17 protein-coding genes and 1 tRNA gene are annotated in these 21,380 nt (G+C 59.0%); 11 read left to right on the top strand and 7 right to left on the bottom strand.

Features of this window, described 5'->3' with window-relative positions; all coding sequences use genetic code 11:
* The first annotated feature begins 21 nt into the window (after window positions 1-21).
* Both IPK79_04290 and IPK79_04285 read left to right on the top strand, forming a co-directional pair.
* Entirely contained in the window at window positions 22-684 is a 663-nt protein-coding gene (locus IPK79_04290; protein ID MBK8189649.1) for an N-acetyltransferase, read from the top strand.
* On the top strand, window positions 685-1,833 hold the full coding sequence (locus IPK79_04285) for a DegT/DnrJ/EryC1/StrS family aminotransferase (protein ID MBK8189648.1): 1,149 nt from the start codon (window positions 685-687) through the stop codon (window positions 1,831-1,833).
* Window positions 1,834-1,867: 34 nt separating this feature from the next.
* Here IPK79_04285 and IPK79_04280 read toward each other — a convergent pair whose 3' ends face one another.
* Window positions 1,868-2,839, bottom strand: a complete 972-nt coding sequence (locus IPK79_04280; GenBank protein ID MBK8189647.1) for a hypothetical protein — start codon at window positions 2,837-2,839, stop codon at window positions 1,868-1,870.
* A gap of 216 nt (window positions 2,840-3,055) precedes the next feature.
* Between IPK79_04280 and IPK79_04275 the strand changes: the two genes are divergently transcribed.
* The 4 genes from IPK79_04275 to deoC all read left to right on the top strand — a co-directional run bounded on the left by IPK79_04275 (window position 3,056) and on the right by deoC (window position 5,455).
* Window positions 3,056-3,397: a hypothetical protein gene (locus IPK79_04275; protein ID MBK8189646.1), complete on the top strand. Its 342-nt coding sequence runs from the start codon at window positions 3,056-3,058 to the stop codon at window positions 3,395-3,397.
* A 107-nt stretch (window positions 3,398-3,504) separates the two neighbouring features.
* Window positions 3,505-4,029, top strand: a complete 525-nt coding sequence (locus tag IPK79_04270) for a peroxiredoxin (protein ID MBK8189645.1) — start codon at window positions 3,505-3,507, stop codon at window positions 4,027-4,029.
* A 513-nt stretch (window positions 4,030-4,542) separates the two neighbouring features.
* Window positions 4,543-4,624 (top strand) — tRNA-Leu (locus tag IPK79_04265).
* A gap of 39 nt (window positions 4,625-4,663) precedes the next feature.
* Entirely contained in the window at window positions 4,664-5,455 is a 792-nt protein-coding gene (gene deoC / locus IPK79_04260; GenBank protein MBK8189644.1) for a deoxyribose-phosphate aldolase, read from the top strand.
* An 8-nt stretch (window positions 5,456-5,463) separates the two neighbouring features.
* On the opposite strand, the gene sseA is transcribed toward deoC, so the two are convergent.
* From sseA to IPK79_04245, 3 genes are all read right to left on the bottom strand, one after another.
* Window positions 5,464-6,342 (bottom strand): 3-mercaptopyruvate sulfurtransferase, encoded by an 879-nt coding sequence (sseA, locus tag IPK79_04255; GenBank protein MBK8189643.1) that lies wholly within the window; start codon window positions 6,340-6,342, stop codon window positions 5,464-5,466.
* Window positions 6,342-7,949, bottom strand: a complete 1,608-nt coding sequence (glgP, locus tag IPK79_04250; GenBank protein ID MBK8189642.1) for an alpha-glucan family phosphorylase — start codon at window positions 7,947-7,949, stop codon at window positions 6,342-6,344. Before glgP ends, sseA begins: the two co-directional genes overlap by 1 nt.
* A gap of 330 nt (window positions 7,950-8,279) precedes the next feature.
* Window positions 8,280-10,793, bottom strand: a complete 2,514-nt coding sequence (locus IPK79_04245) for a hypothetical protein (protein ID MBK8189641.1) — start codon at window positions 10,791-10,793, stop codon at window positions 8,280-8,282.
* A 314-nt stretch (window positions 10,794-11,107) separates the two neighbouring features.
* Here IPK79_04245 and IPK79_04240 point away from each other — a divergent pair, with 314 nt between their 5' ends.
* A complete protein-coding gene (locus tag IPK79_04240; protein ID MBK8189640.1) occupies window positions 11,108-12,148 on the top strand; it encodes an NADP(H)-dependent aldo-keto reductase in 1,041 nt (346 codons plus the stop codon).
* Window positions 12,149-12,202: 54 nt separating this feature from the next.
* Complete coding sequence (locus tag IPK79_04235; protein ID MBK8189639.1) at window positions 12,203-12,508, top strand: MTH1187 family thiamine-binding protein; 306 nt, start codon at window positions 12,203-12,205, stop codon at window positions 12,506-12,508.
* Window positions 12,509-12,565: 57 nt separating this feature from the next.
* Here IPK79_04235 and IPK79_04230 read toward each other — a convergent pair whose 3' ends face one another.
* From IPK79_04230 to IPK79_04220, 3 genes are all read right to left on the bottom strand, one after another.
* On the bottom strand, window positions 12,566-13,846 hold the full coding sequence (locus tag IPK79_04230; protein ID MBK8189638.1) for a 30S ribosomal protein S1: 1,281 nt from the start codon (window positions 13,844-13,846) through the stop codon (window positions 12,566-12,568).
* Between the two features lie 123 nt (window positions 13,847-13,969).
* The gene (locus tag IPK79_04225; protein MBK8189637.1) at window positions 13,970-14,881 is read right to left on the bottom strand and encodes a sigma-70 family RNA polymerase sigma factor; all 912 of its coding nucleotides are present in this window, start codon (window positions 14,879-14,881) and stop codon (window positions 13,970-13,972) included.
* A gap of 705 nt (window positions 14,882-15,586) precedes the next feature.
* Complete coding sequence (locus IPK79_04220; protein MBK8189636.1) at window positions 15,587-16,852, bottom strand: aminotransferase class I/II-fold pyridoxal phosphate-dependent enzyme; 1,266 nt, start codon at window positions 16,850-16,852, stop codon at window positions 15,587-15,589.
* Window positions 16,853-17,071: 219 nt separating this feature from the next.
* On the opposite strand from IPK79_04220, the gene IPK79_04215 reads away from it, so the two are divergent.
* The 3 genes from IPK79_04215 to IPK79_04205 all read left to right on the top strand — a co-directional run bounded on the left by IPK79_04215 (window position 17,072) and on the right by IPK79_04205 (window position 21,372).
* Entirely contained in the window at window positions 17,072-18,046 is a 975-nt protein-coding gene (locus IPK79_04215; GenBank protein MBK8189635.1) for a hypothetical protein, read from the top strand.
* 142 nt (window positions 18,047-18,188) lie between these two features.
* Window positions 18,189-20,021: a hypothetical protein gene (locus IPK79_04210; GenBank protein MBK8189634.1), complete on the top strand. Its 1,833-nt coding sequence runs from the start codon at window positions 18,189-18,191 to the stop codon at window positions 20,019-20,021.
* A gap of 34 nt (window positions 20,022-20,055) precedes the next feature.
* Window positions 20,056-21,372 carry a methyltransferase domain-containing protein gene (locus IPK79_04205; protein ID MBK8189633.1) on the top strand — a complete coding sequence of 439 codons (1,317 nt, stop codon included), beginning with the start codon at window positions 20,056-20,058 and terminating at the stop codon, window positions 21,370-21,372.
* The last annotated feature ends 8 nt before the right edge of the window (window positions 21,373-21,380 follow it).

Raw genomic sequence — 21,380 nt, 5'->3', positions numbered from 1 at the left:
CTCAATGCAAGAAGGCTCCGAATGACCGATATTCGTGGAGAAGACGATCCCCTCCTGATGGATTATTGCGCGGCCTCGGCGACAATTCATACGGCCGCCTGCGTCGATCGCCCGTGCCGCATCGGCGACTACACCGTCATTAATCGCTATGCGCACGTGATGACCCGCGCGATTATCGGCGATAGCTGCTATATCGGGCAAAACGTCACTATCGGCGCGGGCGTGATGATTGGCCATCATGTTCGCATCCTCAATAACAGTATGATTCTGAGCGGGGCGATTCTGGAAAACGGCGTGTATTGGGGCCCATCTACGGTAATGGCCCCGCTCGATCGCCTGCGGGCCAATCATGCGCCGCTCTCTCGCATTACGCCCACGCTGGCGCGAGAAGGCGCGACGATCGCTGCCCATGGCGCCATCGCTGCCGGCGTCACGCTCGGACGCTTCTGCTTTATCGAGGCGGGCGGCGTGGTCGATAGAAATATCCCCGATTTTGCGGTAGCATGCGGCAATCCGATTACCTTAATCGGCTGGCGTTGCGAATGCGGCGCGCCGTTGACCTTTCAGGACGATCGGGCGGCTTGCCTGCCCTGCGCCCGTCGGTATGTGAGAGAATCCGCCGAAAAGGTGACGCTGGCGAGCCCGCCGACGCCCGGTAGCGTTGAGCGAAGGCATCCGGGTTAGATGATTCCTATTTTTCAAATCACCCGCCAATATGCGCAGTTTCAGCAGGCCTTTGATGATGCCCTGGTGGCGGTCGCGGCCTCCGGTCAGTATATTCTCGGCCCGCAGGTCAGCGCCTTTGAAGCCGAAGCGGCGCGTTATCTGGGCGTGCGCCATGCGATCGGCTGCGCCAGCGGCACCGATGCGCTGGTGTTGGCGCTCAAGGCCCTGCGCATCGGCCCGGGCGATGAAGTCATTACCACGCCCTTCACCTTTATCGCCACTTCCGAAGCGATTGTGCAGGTGGGGGCGACCCCGGTCTTTGTGGATATCGATCCGCAGACGTTTAATCTGGACGTGGCGCGTATCGAGGCGCTGATCACGCCGCGCACGCGCGCGATTCTGCCGGTTCATCTTTATGGCTTGCCAGCCGATATGGCGGCCCTTCAGGCGTTGGCGCACCGCCATGGCCTGTGGGTGGTGGAAGATTGCGCCCAGGCCATGGGCGCCGACGTTCGCGGGCAAAAGGTCGGGAGTTTTGGCAACGTCGGCTGTTTCAGCTTTTTTCCGACTAAAAATCTCGGAGCCTTCGGTGACGGGGGCTTGCTCACGACGCAGGATGACGCGCTGGCCGATCGCCTGCGCATGCTCCGCGTCCATGGCAGCCGAAAACGCTACTATCACGAAGAATCTGGCCTGAATAGTCGCCTCGATGAAATGCAGGCTGCCGTTTTACGCGTAAAACTGCCTCACCTCGACGCCTTTAACGACGCGCGCCGCCGGATTGCCGCGCGCTATAGCGACGGACTTCAGCCGTTGTCAGACTGGTTGACGAGGCCCAGCGCGCCGCCGGACGCGCTTCATGCGTTTCATCAATACACCATTCAATTGCGCACCGACGATCTCACGGCGCGCGATCGCCTTCAGGAGGCGCTGGCCCAAGCGGGCGTCGGTTCGATGATTTATTACCCCATTCCGCTCTATGACCAGCAAACCCATGCGGGGCTGGGCTGCGATCGATCGCATTTTCCTGTCTGCGAACGCCTGCGCGCGCGCGTGCTGTCCCTGCCGATGTTTCCCGAATTGACGGATGCGGAAATTCAGCAGGTCATTGACGCCGTCACGAATGGTATTCGAGAAACCGTCGGCGCGACGGCCTCTTCCTGTTGAATTGCGCGTATCGGCGTCTGGCTCGCGCCGGGCTTTACCACATCGCAAACAGCAGTTGGAAAAAGCGATTCAGCCATTCCCGCCACATGTCGGGCGCTTTGGCATTTGGGGCGCTTGCCTTGGAGCTGGACTCTTTTCCGGCCTCGGCGGCGTCCTGAGCGACCTCTTTGGTAGATTTCCTGGCGACATACTGGGTGTCAGGCGTCTTCGCAGCGCTGGCGCTGGCGGCCAGATCCGTGGCGTTCAGGAGAAGATCGTGATCGCCGCCGTCGGATTTTTGAGCCAGATCAGAGCGCGATAGCCAACCATCGCCGCCCGACAATTCGCCAAAATTATCCAGCATAAATTGGGCTCGCCGGCGATCCTGCGCGCTCACGCCCGGCTCATTGGCCGGTAAGGCGAGGAATTGACGTAACTGGTGTTGCGAGACCTCGTTTCGAACGTGGGACGGCGTATACGCCGCGCCTGTATTCCAAAGGGTTGGATACAGATTGGCTTGTTCGGCTTTATCGAGCGTTTCAATGAACTTCTGGAAAGAGTCCTCTGAGTGATATTCTGCGCGAATGCGTTCAGGGAGCTTCAGGCCGTCTCCTTGATCCAGGCGATCTTTCGAGCCGCCTTTGGCGGCTGCGTTGAGCAGATCAGAGCGACTCACGCCTTTGGCGGAACTGGCCAGGGTGGCGAAGTTCTCTTTCATCAGGCGCGCGGGTAAGACAAATTCCTCATTCAGTTTGATTTTCGAAATATCTCCGGATCCGGGCTGAGGTCCGAAGCGCACCACGTGGTCATTCAGTTCTTTTTGCGTCACAAAACCATCGCTGTCAGCGTCCGCCCGTTGAAACGACTCCAGAAAACGAGCGACTTCAAAAGGTCGCGCTTCATGAATCGTCTGATATTTTTTGAAGGCGAACGCGTTGGCGACCTCTTGCTGCGGCGTGAGGACAGTCAGGCTCGCTTGTTCAGCGCTTGTGGAGGTTTGCAAATAAGAGTTGTTCACAGGCGTCATAATCTGACCTCTCTCTCTCTTCTCGCATGGCCGATCAAGATGCAGGCGTCTATGACAGATCGCTCTCAAGAATGGGATTGCTCATACTGCTCGCTTTAAAATAAAAACATTATAAAGAGCCAGATTGCCTTCATTTCTTAAAATCTGCCTATACTGTGCCAATAGGACGTTTTTGTGGCGTCTTTTTGAAACCAAAGAACCAAAGGAGTTGACGCGTTGCGAGCAATCGCCTGGCTGACGTCTCCGCTGCTTTTGATAGGCGGCTCGATGGCTGTGCTGGGGGCGGCCTCTTATTGCCCGATATGGGCTGCCTCACCGGATGAACGACCCAGCGAGGCCGTTTTTGACAGCATTACCCAAAGCTGCTGCCAGCAAATGGCGCGCAACGTGGTCTCGAACCCGGTGGCTGCCGCCTATTGCTACTGTTATGCGGAGACGCTCACGCAGCAGTTGTCACAGGCAGACTTTGAGCGGATGGGCCAAAGCGGCCCGACGGATCGCGACCGGCGGATTTTTCAGGCGGCGCACCGTCGCTGTGGGCGTCCGGCGGGTCGCTAAAAACCGTAAGCGCTTGAAATTTGAACGTCTTGCCTCTATAACCAAGGCATCCGCGTTCGGTTGCCCGCAACCGGCGATGCCCGTTAATCGAAGAGGAGACGATGTCCATGGCCCCGCAAATCGGCAAGCCCGCCCCCGAATTTACCACCCAGGCCTACGTGAATGGCGAGATTAAAGAGCTTTCTCTCAGCCAGTATCGCGGCAAATGGGTCGTGTTGTTTTTCTACCCGCTGGATTTTACCTTCGTGTGCCCGACCGAAATTCAGGGCTTTAACGAGCGTCTCGGCGACTTCGAGAAGCTCAACGCCCAAGTCCTCGGCGGCAGCGTCGACAGCGTTTATTCCCACAAAGCCTGGAGCGAAGGCGCTTTGGGTCAGATGAAATACCCCTTGTTCTCGGATCTGAGCCACCGCATCAGCCGCGACTACGGCGTGCTGGTCGAAGATAAAGGCCTGAGCCTGCGCGGTTGCTTTATCATCGACCCCGAAGGCGTCCTTAAGAGCTATGTCGTGAACGACTTGGCTGTAGGCCGCAACGTCGACGAGATTCATCGTCTGGTGCAGGCCTTCCAAAGCGGCGAACTCTGCCCGGTCGGCTGGAAGCCCGGCGAAAAAACCCTCGGCAAAGCCTAGCGCGCGCTGAGGCCACTCCTACCTGTCTCAGGCCGTTCGCTGTTCTCAGCGGGCGGCTTTTGACTTGAAGCCCACTAGCTACTCGGCTAGCCTTGCTCCCTCTCCCGGCTATCCCTCCAATGGGGGGCTTGCCTCTTCATACGCTTGTTCTCTATACTATACCTCTTATCTTTGGAGGGATTCACGCGACTGAGCGCTTGTCCAGCGAGCGGCTCCAGCGGCGGAAATCCGGTTTCGCTTTTCAAGCTTTGGAGGAATCGGGCGCGTGTCTGTACATTTCGGCAGGAGATTTAGTCTGGGGGATTCGTCTGGCTCTGTGGGGAAGGCAAGCGTGCCTCCTGCAATACCGGGGCCAGCCTTTTCAAAACGTCCTTTGAATGACATCATTGACCAATTTGTGCAGGGTTCGCAGCCCCTGCGCCAAGCGCTTCCCTCCGCCGTGAGTTTTGATCGTTTCGCTTGAACCCGCCTCCCCTCAATGTTACGATACCGGCTGCGAGAGACGCCCGATAAGCCGGTGTGGCGGAATTGGTAGACGCATGCGACTCAAAATCGCACGGAGCAATCCATGTCAGTTCGAGTCTGACCACCGGCATTCTGGCCTGCGACGCCCTCATCGAGGCGAGGCCTGTCCATGACCTTGACGCCTGAAGCTTTGGCGCGCGTCATCGACCATACGCTGCTTCAGTTTGATCCCGCTGAAGACGCCGACGCCCAACGCCGCCGTATTGAAGCCCTTTGCCGTGAAGCGACGCGCGAAGGGTTTGCCGCCGTCTGCGTGCGGCCAGTGCATGCGGCCATCGCCCGCCGGGCTCTTGACGCGCTGCAGTCGTCCGCGCATCTGGCGGTGGTCATTGCGTTTCCTTCCGAGCGGGCGGCCTTGCGGCGCGAATGCGCGCATCCCACGTTTGGCGGCGCCGCGACAGCCGATAAACTGGCCGAAATCGCCCAAGCCCTTGCCGATGGCGCCGATGAGCTGGATATCGTGATGAATCTGGCGCTGTTTCAGCGGGAGCGGGCTGAGAGCGAATGGACGCAGACCGCCCGGGAATGGCGCGCGTTGACCCAGGCTGCGGCGGGTCGGCCCGTCAAGCTGATTCTGGAAACCGATTGGCACAATCCTGACGATATTGCGCCCTTGTGCCGCCTGGCCGCCGAATGCGGCGTGGCGATGGTCAAAACATCCACCGGCATGGCGATCGACGCGCCCGGCGCGACGCCAGATATCATTGCCCGCATGGGCGCGGCTTTGGCGGGACAGTCGCGTTCGGTCGGCGTTAAAGCCAGCGGCGGCGTTCGCTCGGCGGCCCAAGCCCTTGCCTTGCTGCAAGCCGGCGCCACGCGTCTGGGAACCAGCGCAGGGCCGCATCTGCTTGCGCAGTTGCGCGCCAATGCCAGTACAGAGGCAATCACAGCAGCGTATTAAGGGCGGCGTTAAGGGGCGTGATCGCTGCCGGGATCGCTCGCGCCGTGCGCGAGCGGCAGATCGTCGCGCGAGCCCCACTCGGCCCATGAGCCGTCGTAGACGGCGGCGCGCTCATTACCAAGCAGATACAGGGCCAAAGCGGCGACGCACGCCGTAATGCCGGAGCCGCAGCTACAGGCCAGCGCCGATTGCGGTAAAACGCCCGCCCGCGAAAAAACGTCGCGCAATTCCGCTTCGCTGCGCATACGCTGCGTGTCAGGATCGACCAGTTGCGTCCAGGGCAGATTCACGCTGTTGGGAACGCATCCGGCCCGCATGCCTTGGCGCGGTTCGGGGGCGCGCCCCGCAAAACGATCGGCGGCGCGCTGATCGAGAAGGACGAATTGCGGCTGATCGAGATTGGCCTGTACCGCGCGCCAGTCTATCAGCAGATCGGCTTGCGGGCGGGCATGATAGGCGCGGGGCAAGGGCGCGCGATCGCCGAAAATAAGAGGACGATTCTCCGCCAGCCACTGCGGCAAGCCGCCATTGAGAACGCTGATGCGCTCGTGACCAAAATAGCGAAACGTCCACCAGACCCGTGGCGCGCTAAACAGGCCGTGCGCATCATAAACGACGACCTCGTCGCTCTCGCAGACGCCCAATTCGCCGACAGCGCGTTCAAATGCCTGCGGCGACGGCAACATGTGAGGCAGATGGCTTGCGCGATCGGCAATGGCGTCGATGTCAAAAAACGCCGCGCCCGGCAAATGCCCGCGCATGAACTCTTCGTGCTCATCGCGCGTAGAAGGCGGCAGATGATACGTAGCGTCCAGAATCCGCGGCGGTTGCGCCTGCGTAAGGCGCTCGGCGAGCGCGGCGGGCTCAATGAGCGCCGGATAGCCCATTACAGGGTAACGGGTTTATAAAACCGCGTGAAATACTCAATCACCATGCGATCCGAATTGAAGAACGATTCGGAGGTGGCGATGGCAAGCTGCATCATTCGGGCCCACTCTTGCGGATTTTCGTAGTAGGTCGGGATGATCTTCTGCTCAAGAATTTCCATCAGCGATTCGTGGTCCTGCCGATGACGCTCTTCAATGGGCACGTACTCGTCGGCGCGCTGCTCGTTAATCAGATAGCCGTTAATATCGTGGAAGGTGCCCTCGACCGCCCAGCCGTCGAAAATCGAGCAGTGGATGGCCCCGTTCATATTGGCCGACATGCCAGAAGTGCCCGAGGCTTCCATGGGACGCAAGGGGGTATTCAGCCACACGTCCGCTCCGCGCTTCAGTTGGGCGCTGAGTTCCAGCTCGTAGTTCATCAGGATGCCGATATTGGGCAGCGTCTGCGAGTGGCGGATGATGGTATTGAACATCTGATGGCCGGCTTCGTCCGACGGGTGATATTTCCCGGCGAACAGCAACTGGATTTTGTTTTCGCTGAGCAGGCGCACCAGACGGTCCTGATCGTAAAACAGCAGCCACGCGCGCTTGTACTCGGTAAAGCGGCGCGACCAGACGATGGTGAGAATATCAGGATCGAAGCGCTTGCCGGTTTCGCGCTCGACGCGCTCAAACAGCTCGGTTTTCATTTGTTTTTTAAGCGTGAGCAGCGCCTCGGGTTTTTTGACCGCTTCGGTAATGCGCTTGTCCTGCCAGTATTTGCGGTTGGCGGCGTTGGTAATGGCGATGATGGGGCAGCGATCATGCACCCAGCTCCACATGTTTTTGGCGACTTCGCCGTGCAGTTGCGAGACGCCATTGGCCAGTCGGCTCATGCGCAGAGCGGCCACTGTCAGGCAGAAGTCTTCGCCGCCCAGTTGAATGGCGCGCTCCAGCGGCGTATTGACGAAAAATCCAGCCTCGTGCAGCAAATGCGCCGGATGCGTTTCGTTTCCGGCTGCGACCGGCGTGTGGGTCGTAAAGACCAGGCGATTGCGAACCTGCTCCAGATCGCCGCCGAATTCGTCCAGCAGCTCAAAGGCTGCGGGCAGCGCATGGCCTTCGTTCATGTGCACCACGTTGGTGTGAACCGCAGAGGCTTTCAGAACGCGTAAGCCGCCAACGCCCAGTACGATTTCCTGCGCGATGCGCGTGCGCTGATCGCCGGCATACAGCACCTGGGTAATCTTGCGATGCTCGGGCTTGTTTTGCGGGATATCGGTGGTCAGATAGTAAATTGGCGCCGTGCCGAACTGCTCGGGCGGCAGCAGAAAGGCCTTGACCCGCACCGGTTCGCCGAAAATATTGATGACAACCGTCACTCCGGTGTTCTGTAAAAACGGGTAGGAGCGTTGATCGTAGCGCAAGTCGACTTCGTTGCTCTCATTCACGAATTGCTCGCCGTAGCCGTAGGACCACAGAATGGTGACGCCGACCATGGGCAGGTTCAGCTGCCCTGCCGAATACATATGGCTTCCTGCCAGATAGCCTAACCCGCCGGAATACGTGTAAAGGGACTGGTCGATGGCCATTTCCATGCAGAAATAGGCGACTTTGGGAAGCGTCATGACGTGTCAGGTTCCTGTTGGCTTATGGGACAGTGATACTCAGCGGAGAGCGCGTTTTGAGGGCGAAGGGCGTCCAGAAATTGGGTATATCTTACCGTTGGAAGCGCGCGAGTCAAACTTTTTTTCGCGCGACGGCTGCGGCGTTTTTGCGGCGCATCAAGCGCCAAGCGCTCTTGAGGGCAGCATAAAGCGCCGAAGCGTGATTACGCATCCTTCATTCAGAGGGGGGCTCTGTAAAAGCGCCTCAGGAGAAGACTCCTGAAGCGCTTTGTCTGGATTCCCGACGGGGATGATCGCGCGCGGCGATCGCTGTTTACGATCCAGCGTGCGTCATGACGCCTGCGACATGGTTTTGAGAATCGCCAGAATCGATTCGCTGGCCTTCAGTGCGCCGCCCTCAATCGTCTTGACCAATTCTGACGCCATGGCGGCGTCGATGCCTTGATCGACCAGAGTCTGACGCACGGCTTGTCTTGCGCTGGAATCGTTTTCGCCATTGGCCCGCAAGATTTCATACTGGGCGTCGGCCGATCGCAAGATGACTTCGGTCAACGACTCGTAGGTCTTCGCCAGAAACATGGTCGGCTGACCAAACACAATCAACGGGGCGGATGATTTCCCGAAGCCGCGCGGCAACTGGATCGTCATCCGGCGCTCGCGTCCCAGGAGGAAGGCCGCTTCGTTGCGGAAATCCAGTTCCGTGTCGCTGCCGTCGCCAGTAGAGCCGGACCCGCCGCCTGAGCCGCTGCCGCCAGTAGAGCCAGAGCCGCCGCCGGAGCCGCTGCCGCCGGTAGAACCAGACCCGCCGCCGGAGCCGCTGCCGCCAGTAGAGCCAGAGCCGCCGCCGGAGCCGCTGCCGCCAGTAGAGCCAGAGCCGCCGCCGGAACCGCTGCCGCCAGTAGAGCCAGAGCCGCCGCCGGAGCCGCTGCCGCCGGTAGAACCAGACCCGCCGCCAGAGCCGCTGCCGCCAGTAGAGCCAGACCCGCCGCCATTCTCAAACGTCGGCGGCGCAGGGAGCGGCAGATCGTCCGCATCGGCGGGAGGCGCGTTCACCCGGGGCGGCTGGGGATCTGCCTTCCAGTAGCCCAACGCCAGCTTTGAGGAACCCGCCTTGGTTTCCGTCAGGCGGCGTTCGCGAATGATGCCTTCCGTTATCGCGGTTCTACCGACCGCATGCGCGTGGATTTCGCCTTTGCCATCGGCCCCGTTCTGGCCGTTGCGCGCGCTATACGGCATCGTCAGCGAGCCGGGCTGCGGGACGAAAACGCCGCCTGCTGCGCCCCCGGCGCCGCCTTCGCCGGTAAATACCTGGGCCTTGGCGATCGCCACGCCGTTAACAGAGGAAGCATGCGCAAAGACGTGCGCTTCCGCATTGCCCGCTTTGCCGCCCGCGCCGCCATTGGCCGAAATCGTTCCGCCGCCGACAGGATTCACAGGACCATCAAAAATGACGCGTCCGCCGCGTCCGCCTTGGCTGCCGTCGGCCCCATAGGCGTACAGCGTGGCAATCACGAGCTCGTCGTGCGGTTTATTATTGGTATTCTGGGCATAGGCGTGCGAGTAGCTGTGACCGCCCGCGCCGCCATTGGCCTGTATGAGGCCGCTGCCGCCCTGCGTGAAAATATCGCCGTATTGAAGCAGAATTTCGCCGCTGTCGCCGCCGTCGGCTCCCTGATAGGGTCGCGTATCGCCGACGCGTCCACGGAACGTGTTGTCGCCGCCTTTGCCGCCGTTGGCCTGTAACGACCCGTTGTTGGTGACGGCGCCCAGGGCCTGAAGGGTGAGCGCCCCGCCCTTGCCGCCGCCCGCCGGCGCCGCGCCGGAAGACCCGTTTCCGCCGTTGGCGCGAATACGTCCTCCATTCAGGATGTCATCCGCCGCCAGCAGGGTCACGGCGCCGCCGTCTCCTGCGCGTCCGGCTGCTGTTGCGCGGCCTGAAGACCCGTTGGCTTCTAGCGTTGCCTGCGCCCCCACCACAATATCGCCGCTTTGAAGCGTTGCCAGTTGCGTTGTGCGCGCTTGCAGGGCGGTTTTCTCTCCAGAACTAAAGCCGCTGGCTGTGGTCAGGCCGTCCAGCGCGCTGGCGGCGCCGCCATTGGCCACCAGTCGAATCGCGCCGCCCGAAGAGCCGAGATTGTTCCACTGAACGCCGTTGGCGCGAACGACGCCCTCGACGTTGACCAGCGCGCCTTCGATGCGAATCAGCGCGGGATTCACCAGACCGATCACGTGACCGGAAGCGTCTATCACGCTGCCTTGCCGCAGATCGACGACGTTTTGCGCGCGCAGGGTGATTTGACCGCCTGCGTCACTGGCGCCCATGGCCTGAATGCGTCCGTTGGCCGTTTGCGTCAGTGAGCCGACGTCCATCGAGATTTGGCCGCCGCGCGCGCCATTGGCGTAAATCTTGCCGTTCTGATACAGGAAAGCGGCATCGAACGCGATGCTGCCGCCATTGCCCAGATAGATCGATCCGCTTTTGACAGCGCTGGCGTCAATCGTACCGTCAATGCGAATGACTTGTCCGGGAGCCGAAAAACGCAGCGAGCCGCCGTTATTGGTCAGGCTGGCGGCAGGACTGGCCGGATTGCTGACTTCCAGCGCGCGAACGGTTGTCCCCGCGCCGACGATCAGGCCTGAACCGGTGGCTTGAAACACCGTTTGCGAGCCTGCGGTGTTGTAATAAACGCCGCCCGCGACGTTGGTGACGTTGTGAGTGGCGTTCACGTCGCCGGGCGCCGCCATGGCGGCAGAACTCATGGCAATGGAGAGAGACAGGGCAAGCCCCAGCGAGCGGGTCGCGAGTGAACGGGCGATTAACGCAGACGCACAACGAGTGTTCATGGCAAATCCTCTAATCGACTATCCTTGGGAATTCTCAATTCTGTCAAAATCATCCCATACGCGATATAGGTTTTGCTCGTCCAACGTATGTAGACCCGGGATAATAAACGGGGATGAAATAATGATCAGCGTTTGCGCCTGACGGGGAACGCAAGCGCCTTAAGGCTTAATCACATAAGGCCCTGCTGAAAAGGGATTGGGTGTAAGATAGGAAGGCGCCAGGGCGACTGGGCGCAGCGCGAAGGCAAGCATCACGCGCAAAGCTGCGAAATCGTCATCAACTCCGAGCATCCTCCAAAGGCGGAAAATAAACGATGGAATACCGTGCGCTAGGACTCACCGATCTGCGGGTGAGCGTCATCTGTCTGGGGACCATGACCTGGGGCGAGCAGAACAGCCCCCAAGACGCGCATGCCCAACTGGATCGCGCGCTGGCGCTGGGCGTTAACTTTATCGACGCGGCGGAACTCTACCCCGTCCCCGCGCGTGCGGAAACCTCCGGCAGCACCGAAAGTATTATTGGCGACTGGCTGGCTGCGCGCGGCAATCGCGATCAGGTGATTCTGGCGACCAAAGTGGCGGGCCCCTCTGCCATGAGCTGGATTCGCGCGGGGCAGGCCCGATTGAATCGCGCCCATATCCGCCAGGCGCTGGAAGGTAGTCTGCGCCGACTGCAAACCGATTACATTGATCTGTATCAGCTCCACTGGCCGGATCGACGTACCAACTACTTTGGGCGTCTGGGCTACGAGCATCAGCTGGAAGAGGCAGCAACGCCTTTGGAGGAATCGCTCGCCGCGCTGAACGAGCTGGCGCAGGAAGGCAAGATTCGTCATATCGGTCTTTCCAACGAAACGCCATGGGGAACCATGCGCTGTCTGCAACTCGCCGGGCAAGGCGTCGGGCCGCGCGTGGTGAGCGTGCAAAATCCTTACAACCTGCTGAACCGGTCTTATGAGATCGGCATGGCGGAAGTGTCGTGCCGTGAATCCTGCGGGCTGTTGGCTTATTCGCCATTGGCTTTTGGCTTGTTGAGCGGTAAATATCAAGACGGCGCGCGTCCGCCGGGAGCCAGAATGACGATTTTTGGCCCGTATTTCGATCGCTACGCCTCTGCGCAAAGCGCCCTGGCTGTTGACGCCTACGTCACGCTGGCGCGCAAGCAAAATCTGTCGCCTGCCCAGATGTCGCTGGCCTTTGTCAATAGCCGCCCGTTTGTCACCAGCTCGATTATCGGCGCAACGTCACTGGCGCAACTTGAAGAGAATATCGCCAGTCTGGACGTGACGCTCGATGAGGAGGCGCTTGACGAGATTGAGTCGATTCATCGCCGCTGGCCCAACCCGGCGCCCTAACGTTGAACGGCGTGTCGCCGCTGCTTGTGTCCCTAACAAAAGGCTTGTTGCGTGATGCAGATTATCGTCGATTTATGCGTCGTGCCCTTAGGCGTCGGCGTCTCGGTTTCCAACTATATTGCTGAATGCGAGCGTATCTTATCGGCTGCCGGACTGAAGACGGCTCTTCACGCGTACGGCACTAACATTGAAGGTGAATGGGACGTGGTGATGGCGGCCATTAAACGCTGTCACGAGCGCGTGCATGAGATGGGCGCGCCTCGCATCACGACCACGATCAAGCTGGGTTCTCGCGTGGATCGCGCGCAATCGATGGCTGATAAAGTCGCCAGCGTCGAGCGAAAACTCGCCTCGAGCTGATTCTTGACCCCGTTGACGCGGGGATCACGGCATCAATGAAGAAGGCGGCTTGCGCGATTAGTCGACCCAGACGCCCAGCTGTTCAGTCTGTTTGGCAGCCGGACGGTCGGTAAACAAGGCCGACGGTTCAGAATCGTCATCGAGATCCTCGTTGAGCGACTCGACCGCTTCTTCCTTGGCAGGACGCGTGGCGCGAGCGGGCGGCGCGTCGCGACGCTCTGCGCCCGGATGGGCGCCATGGGCGCGGAAACTGAGAGAAATACGCCGCTCTTCGGGTTGGAATTTCACGATATAAACAGCGATGACATCACCGGGGGCGAATTTCTTGTCGAGCTGCTGTTCTTGATCGCTCATGTCTTTGTTAGGAAGCAAGGCTTCGACGCCGGGGAAGACTTCCACAAACGCGCCAAAATGCTTGATCCGCGTGATAGCGCCTTCCACTTGATCGCCCAGACCCAGTTCCTGAGAGACCTGTGTCCAAGGGTCTTCAAACTGACTCTTAATCGAGAGGCTGACGCGCTGTTTTTCAGGATCCACGCCGATGACTTCGACTTTCACCTTGTCGCCGACCTTCAGAACATCCGACGGATGTTCCACCCAGCGCCAGGACATTTGCGACAGCGGCAGCAAGCCATCCACCCCGCCGAGGTCGATAAAGGCGCCGAAGTCCGTCAGGCGAACGACCTCGCCTTCCACCAGCGAGCCGGGAACCAGATTGGCGAAGATATCGCGGCGCTGTTCCGCCAGTTGCTCAGAGACGACCTTGCGGTGCGACAGGATGATATTGTTATTTTGCTGGTCGAGACTCAGAATTTTAAAGGGCAGGCTTTTGCCCACCAGACTTTCGTACGAATCGCGCACGCGCAAGTGGCTAGAAGGCACAAAACCGCGCAAGCCCTGTACGTCTACCAGCAGACCGCCTTTGACCACGCTGCTGATGGCGCAGGTAATGACCTCGTCGGCGTCCATCATGTCCTGCAGGCGCTTCCACGTTTGGGCCTGGAATACGCGCCGACGCGACAGCACAAATTTTTCGTCCTGCGGGTCTTCACGCAAGATGAAGAACTCGTGGATCGAGCCGGGCGGCAGGGTTTCTTCCAGCGTCTGGCCCGGGGTGAACGACACTTCCTTGACCGGCAGCATGGCCAACGACTTGGCCCCGATATCGACCAAAATGCCGCCCGATTCATGACGGACTACTGACCCTGTGGTAATTTCACCGCGTTTAAAGGCATAATCGTACTGCGACAGGAGCGCTTCAAACTTCAACTTTTCGGCGGTGCGGTCAGTAGAGTCCTCCTGATGGGCTTGCTGTCGCGCGTGGCGAGCATGGGGCATTGGTCGGGACAACCTCCGGTTCAACAACTCAATGGATTTGAAATGGCCTGGACATACAAAGTGGACTAAGCCATAAATGACAGCTTAGTCCACAGGTGGCAAGATATCAATAGGGGTCGCGCGCTAATCCCCCAGATGTTTTAGGTATTGGGAGCTGCGGAGTTTGGCCAGCGCGCGGATCTCGGTTTGCCGCACGCATTCGCGGGTGACGCCGAAGCGCTTGCCGATTTCTTCCAGCGTTAATTTCTTGGCTTGGGCTTGGCCCAGGCCAAAGCGAAGCGCCAGAATTTCGCGTTCGCGAGGTTTCAGCGCGTTACGAAGCGCCAGCAGCAGGCATTCCAGCGATTTAGTATGATGAAGGCGCGTTTCAGGGTCGTAGTGTTCGTCTTCGATGGTTTCGCCAAGAGTCTGGGTGTTGCCGTCTTTCAGAATGGTTTCGGCTTCCAGGCTCATGGTTTTCTGGCCGACGCGCATCAGTTGCTGGACTTTTTTAACCGACAGGCTCAGTTTTTGCGCCAGTTCTTCGGTGGTGGGCTGGCGATCGAGCGTCCGTTGCATGTCGTCTTGCAGGCGGCGCAGTTTGCTGAGGCTGTCGATGACGTGCCCCGGCAGGCGGATGGGGCGATCATGTTCGGCGAAGGCTTGCAGCACGGACTGTTTAATCCACCAGGTCGCATAGGTGGAAAATTTATAACCGCGACGATAGTCGAATTTTTCGATGGCCTTCAGCAGCCCGACATTGCCTTCCTGTACCAGATCCAGAAAATCCACGTTGCGGCCGGCGTAGCGTTTGGCGATGCTGACCACCAGGCGCAGGTTGGCTTGCGCCATTTTGCGCTTGGCGATCGGGTCGCCCTGCTCAATGCGTTTGGCCAGTTGGATTTCTTCGCTGCCGCTAATCAAATCTGCTTTGCGGCCAATGGTTTTGAGGTACTGAACCGCCGCGTCCTGAACGCCTTGGGGCTCTTCGGCAATCGCGGGGGCGGCGTCGCGCAAGGCGTCTTCTTCAAAAATTTCCAGGGTCGCCATGGTCATGGGTGTCTTTCCCTCCTGCTTACCAACGTCTTCTCCTCGGAACTCAGTCAAAATTGAAAAAAATAAGATTATCTTTATAAATTCTATAAACAGTAAATTAAGGCGTAAAAAAACCTCCCAGTGCGGCGGCGGATCGGCGCTGATGTGCCGTCAACTGCGGATGTGACTCAAAAACAAAAATCGGGCAGAGGTCGGCGACGGCGTTGCCTATCAGGCCCCTCAACCTGATGAAGGCGCGGTTTGCTGTCTGCTGAACGCGGCGCGTCAGGGACGTAATCGCATCCCTGCCCGTTATGCGTGCGGCTATCCCAAGGCTCGCGCGGTGAGGCGCTGGCTCTGGGACAGGATTGGTACATCGTCGAAAACGGAATAAATGCGATAGGCGCGGATTGAGTCCGCCCTGACTGTATTTCCACCCTTCCTGTCTGGTGAAGGCGCTTTGATTGAAGGCCTTACATTTTCACTATATAGACAATTAAAACAATTTTCAATCACATGAGGCCATTGTTTTTACATTTATTTATATAAATAAAAAATGAGGCAATTTTTGCGCGCGCCGCGTTTTACGCGCTTGCGGTTTTACAGGCGTATAAAAGGGTCTAAAGCAGGATATCGACGGGCGCGACTGCGTGCTCGATGAAAAATATCCGCCTGTGCGCTGTTTTGGGCGGCGAGAGTCTGGCGGACGGATCCAGGCGAACGGATCTAATAGGTAAAACCGTCAGTTTCCATACGGCTCAGCACTTCCTCCAGCTCCTGACGCGGATTGACCAGTGAGAGGCGGAAATAGCCTTCGCCATATTGTCCGAACGCCGTTCCGGGGACGACGACGACGCCGGCGGTTTCCATCATGTCGGCGGCAAAGCGCTCACATGACGTGTATCGCGGCGGAATCGGCAGCCATAAGTAGAAAGTGGCGCGCGGGACCGCAAGTTCGTCCATCGGCCAGCCCAGTTTTTTGAAGCCTTCGACCATAAAGCGCTGGCTGTCTTCGTATTCGGCATTCATTTTTTCAATATAGGCGTCACAATCCGGGCTGGTAAGGGCGAAGGCGCCGACTTTCTGGATGACTTTCCACACGCCGCTGTCCATGGTGCCTTTGACGGTTTCCAGAATGCTGACGGCGTCCTGATTCCCGACCGCAAACCCAATACGCCAGCCGGTGGCCGCGTATGGCTTGCTGAGGCTGTGGAATTCAATGGCGATATCCCGCGAGCCGGGAACTTCCAGAATGCTGTGAGGCTTGTCTTCGCCTGCAAAGGCCATATCGGCGTAGGCGTTATCGCCAATGACCAGAATATTGCGCTCGCGGGCAAAGCGAATCGTGTCTTCGTAATAGGAATAGGGCGCCAGCGCGCCAATGGGATTGCTCGGGTAATTGAGAATGAGCGCCTTGACGTTCGCCGGATTCAAGCCTTCGGCCTTGAGCGCATCCAGCTCCTGCTGAAAATCGGGAAGATAGCGATTCTGAGGCGTCAGCGCCACCGGCTGGCTATAGCCGCCTGCAATGCGAATGGCGTCTCCATATGAGGCGTAACCCGGATCAGGCGTCAGAATAATGTCTTGATCCGCGCGTTTGGGTCGCGGCGTGATAATGGCGCGAAACATGGCCGCGAGCCCTTCTTTGGAGCCGAGCAGCGAGCAGACTTCGGTTTTGGGGTTGAGGTCGACGCCGAAACGGGTCTTCATCCGTTGGGCGACGGCTTCGCGAAAGAACGGCTCGCCCTTGGGCGTCGAGTAGGTGTGGATGCCGGGCTCTTGAAGCGCCTCGCGAAATTTCTCCATCAGAATGGCGGGCGGCGCGGCGGTGGGGGCGCCGATGCTCATGCGAATGGGCGGGCGGCCCTTGGCCTTGAGCGATTCCGTTAAGTCCAGAACGCGCTGGGCGATGCGAAACATGATGTAGGTTTCCATCTTCGCGCACGAATCCGAATACAGGCTTTTGATATCCGGGCCGGATAAGGTTTTCATCAGCGGCGTCCTTTACAAGATTGGGGCCAACAAGCGTTCATTCTTATACCGCGAACGCCTCTGCGGCGACGGTTCTGTTAAGGAAGATTGCGGGTATCGCGGCCTTATTCAATTCTTTCCAAGAATGGTCGATGGTAAAACGCGCGCGAGGGCGTGTCTGGATTGCGTGGATGCCCGGACCGACGCCCCCGGACATATTCCCAATGCTGAGAACGACCGATGATGGGACAACGTGGGGCCTTAGGCCGCTCATATTCTGAATACGCGTTGATCATCGCGTTGCTCGCGCTGGCGGCGATTCCGTCGCTGCAATTGATAGGGGGCTCGGTGGGCGCACTGTTTCGCCGTGAAGCCGCGGCGCAGGCAGAAGGGCTTTTTGACTTGATCGCCTCTGATCCGCCTCGCGTCGATGAAAAAGCGGCTGTCTTCGAGCAATTGCGTCTCAACGGCGGCGATCTGCAGATGTCTATGCGCAATGGCGCGCTGGAATTCCGCCTCAATGGCGTGCCGCTGGGCGAGGCCTCGGATACCACCGGGGCTCAGGGCGCTCTGGTGACAAGCGTCATGGCGGATCAGTTGCTGGCTCTGGCCAGCCAAATCGAAACCGATGGCGGCGATTCGGCCCTGGCGGCTCGATTACGCGCCTTGGCCATCACAGGACGCGATCTGGCTCAGGTGGAAGACGCGGTTCATCAGGCCCGGGTGAGTGGTGATACGGCGGCCATGATCGTCACCGACGTCACCGATCCCGACTCTCTGGCGAGTAAAACCTATGCGGCGCATTGGCGCTGGACAGATGCGGCCAATGAGGCCATTCAGTGGATGAAAGCCGCCTACCCGACCCAACAGGGCGATACCAGCCAGTTTGCGGATGCCAGAATTCAACAGACGTTTGATCGCCTGAATGTATACGCCGAAGGGATCGATACTGTTGGCAACGTCAATTTTATCAGTGCGCCGGGTCTTTTCTTCGCTGCGGACGGAAAAACGCCGCCGTTAACCCAACTCCTCGGTAAAACCGTCGCAAACGCCGACACGAGATTTCAGAATCAGGTGAACGTCTCCGGGATTACCCTCGATATTGCGCCGACGTTCACGGAGGCGACCGCCAATCGTATTGCGCGCGCCGGGCAGGAGGCTTCGGGCGCTCAGAACGTTGTGGCAGGCTATGCGGGCGGGGCGCTGCCCAATTAAGCGGCGCTCCTTCGCGTGGTGGATTTTGATGGGAAAAGACTCAGGATTTTCTCCCCTGCGCCGATGACTCGGTAAGACGTCTTGCTCCCGGCGCGGTTGGCGGGAGGAGACCTCCAATCATTACCCGTCGGCGGAGGGACCCATGGCGGACGATTTGCAATTGCTTCAGCAAGGCTACGATTTTTGGCGCAACGGCAAAAGCCGCCGCGCGACGGATATTTGTCGCCGTCTTCTGGAGAAAAATCCTTATCATAAAGGGGCGCTCGATCTGTTTCGACAGATGGTCGAAGACGCTGCGTCGCAAGCCAAAGACGGGTTGAAAGGGGTTCGCTCGTTTGAAAGGGCTTTCTGGCTGGGCAATTACTATATGGGCGCTCACAATAATGTTCTGGCCGAGCGTTATTACCAGGAAGCGGTTGCGTTACAGCCTCGGCATTTTGGCGCGTTGCGCAATTACGCCGGCGTCAGTCATGCGCTGGGTAAGCGCGATTTGAGCGCTGAGCTGAATAACCGGGCCTTTGCGCTGAACCCGCACTATGAAGTGCTGATCGAAATGGCCTTCGGTTTGCCGATGGTGTATGACAGCTATCAAGAGATTGAAACGGTCCGCCAGCAATTTATTCAGAATATCGGCGCCTTGTCGCGCGAAGACATTCGTCTGAGTCGTCCGATGGAACGCCTCACGAGCTGGCCGGGCTTTTTTCTGGCATATCAGGGGCGCAACGATCGCGAGATTCAAAAATCGATTGACGCTTTTTTCCGTCAGGCCCTGATCCACGAACCGTTTGTCGATCATCCGGATCACGACAAACTGCGCATTGGTTTTTTGTCGCGCCATTTTTGCGAACAGCACACCATCGGCAAACTGACGCGCGGCCTGATTGAACGCCTGCCACGCGATCGATTCGACGTCACGCTGTTTTATCTGGATGACAACTATGACAATAACCCGCTGGCCCATGAGGTGATTGCCGAGGATGCGCGTCACGTGCGCCTGCCGTATCGCGAACTCTATAATTCGGCGCGCCTTATCTCTGAAAAGCAGCTCGATGCGCTGATTTATACCGACATTGGCATGGATCCGTGCAGCTACCTGCTGGCGCAATTTCGCCTTGCGCGTATCCAGTGCGCGTTTTGGGGCCATCCGGTGACGACCGGCATCGACACAATGGACTATTACGTCAGCAGCCGCCTGATTGAGCCGGACGATTGTGCGGCGCATTACAGCGAAAATCTGGTGTTAATGGACACGCTGCCGTGTTATTACCATCGCCCGAATCTGGAGACGGATGCTTCTAAAACGCGCGCGGACTTTGGTTTTTCAGACGATCAGCATTTGTATTTATGTCCGCAGTCGATTTTCAAGATTCACCCGGATTTTGACGCCGTTCTCGAAGAGATTCTGGCGCGCGACCCGCAAGGGCGCATTCTCTTGCTGAAAGACGCGTCGCAATATAACAATGACAAGCTCATGGCGCGCTTGCGCCGCAGTATGCCCGAACATCACGATCGCGTCGTCTGGGTCGGTCGTCAAACGCTTCAGAATTTCCTGAGTCTGATGCGCGTCAGCGACGTGATGCTGGATCCGCTGCATTTTGGCGGCGGTAATACGACGTATGAAGCCATTGCGATGGGCATTCCCATCGTCACCTGGCCGGGAGAGTATATGCGGGGCCGCGTGACGTATGGCTGCTACCAGAAAATCGGGATGACCGAGACTATCGCCTATACGCTGGACGAATACGCGCCTCTGGCGGTCGCTATTGCAAGTAACCCCGACTTGCGCGCCGCTTTGCGCGAGAAAACCCTCGCGCGTCATCATGCGCTCTACGAAGACGAGGGCGCCGTCGATGAGTTCGCCGAATTCCTCGAACAGGCGATTCCGCGCGCGGGCGCGCGAGATCATCAGACCCTGCCGGGGAGGGCCCCCCATCCGCTTACGCAATTTCAGGAGGCGCTGACCGCTCATGGCTAAGATCCGCCCCTTTCGCAACCGCTCGCAACGCGCATTGGGCGCGCTGCTCATTGAAACGCCGTGTCCGGCCTGTGGTCATCAGCTTGCGTTCCCGTTTTACGATGGCGGGCGTCAGCCGCTCACGACGCTTGCCTGGCCGAGAAGCGCCGCCGAAGCGCAATCGATGGAAGCTCTGCCGCTGGATTTTATCCGCTGCGTGAGCTGCGGGCATGTGTTTAATCAGGCTTTCGATTACGCCAAGGTGCCGTATTCCGACAAGCCGAATCTGATGTTTAACAAGGGCGCCCTGTGGCGTGAACATCTGGAAGCGACTGCGGGCGAACTCTCGCGCGGCTTGCCTGCGCGCCCTACCGTTGTCGAAATTGGCTGTGGCGACGGTCATTTGCTGCGCACGCTTGCCAAGGCCAACCCCAACGGCCGTTTTGTCGGCTTTGATCCCAATGGCGCCATCGAAACCGGCGACGGCTTGGTGGAAGCGCAATACAAGCTGTTTGAGCCCGCCGTCCATTTACTGGAATACCGGCCGGATCTCATTATGATCCGCCATGTGCTGGAGCATCTGACGCAACCGCTGGCCTTTTTGCAGGCGCTGTCGTTTGCGGCGGCGTGGCATGGGCTCAAGCCGCGACTGTTTGTCGAAGTGCCCTGTATCGATCGCGTGTTCGCTACGCACCGCACGGCCGATTTCTTCTACGAGCATAACTCCCACTTTACCCGCGCGTCTCTGGCGACCTTGCTCAGTCGCGGCGGCGCTGCCGTCGATCGAATTGAAACGCCCTACGACGGCGAGGTGCTGACGGCCTTGGTGCAACTGGGGCGCGAACATCGTGACGCCAACGCGCCGATGACAGCCTCAGGCGCCGATTCTGTCGCGATTGCGCGCGATTCAATCGCCTTTTACAATCATACCCGCCATAGCGACGCCGTCTTGCGCGCCCGCATAGACGACCTGGCACAGACCGGATCGCGCGTCGCCGTGTGGGGCGGGACGGGAAAAGCCGCCGCCTTTATTAACCGCTATGGCCTGGATGCAACGCGATTCCCTCTCGTTGTGGATTCTGACGCCAGCAAGGTCGGGACGTTTGTGCCCGGCGCAGGCCAGGAGATCCTCCGCCCGGATGCGCTGTTGCGCGACCCGGTGGAAGCGATCCTGATTGCCACGCAATGGCGCGCCCGTGATATTGCCCGCGAAATCGAAGCCGCCGGCATTCCGTATCACCGTCTGCTGCTGGAGCACGAAGGTCGTTTGATCGACTACCACCGAGACGCTCACCCCTATCGCGATGACGCTGCGCGCGCGCAAAACGCCGATAAAACCGTCATTCGCTTAACGACGCGTCCCCAGGCGTAAGCGCTGGT

The sequence above is a fragment of the Vampirovibrionales bacterium genome (assembly GCA_016712355.1).
Lineage (GTDB): Bacteria > Cyanobacteriota > Vampirovibrionia > Vampirovibrionales > Vampirovibrionaceae > JADJRF01.
Note: the sequence above shows the minus strand (reverse complement) of the source record. Positions and strands in the feature narration are given on the sequence as shown.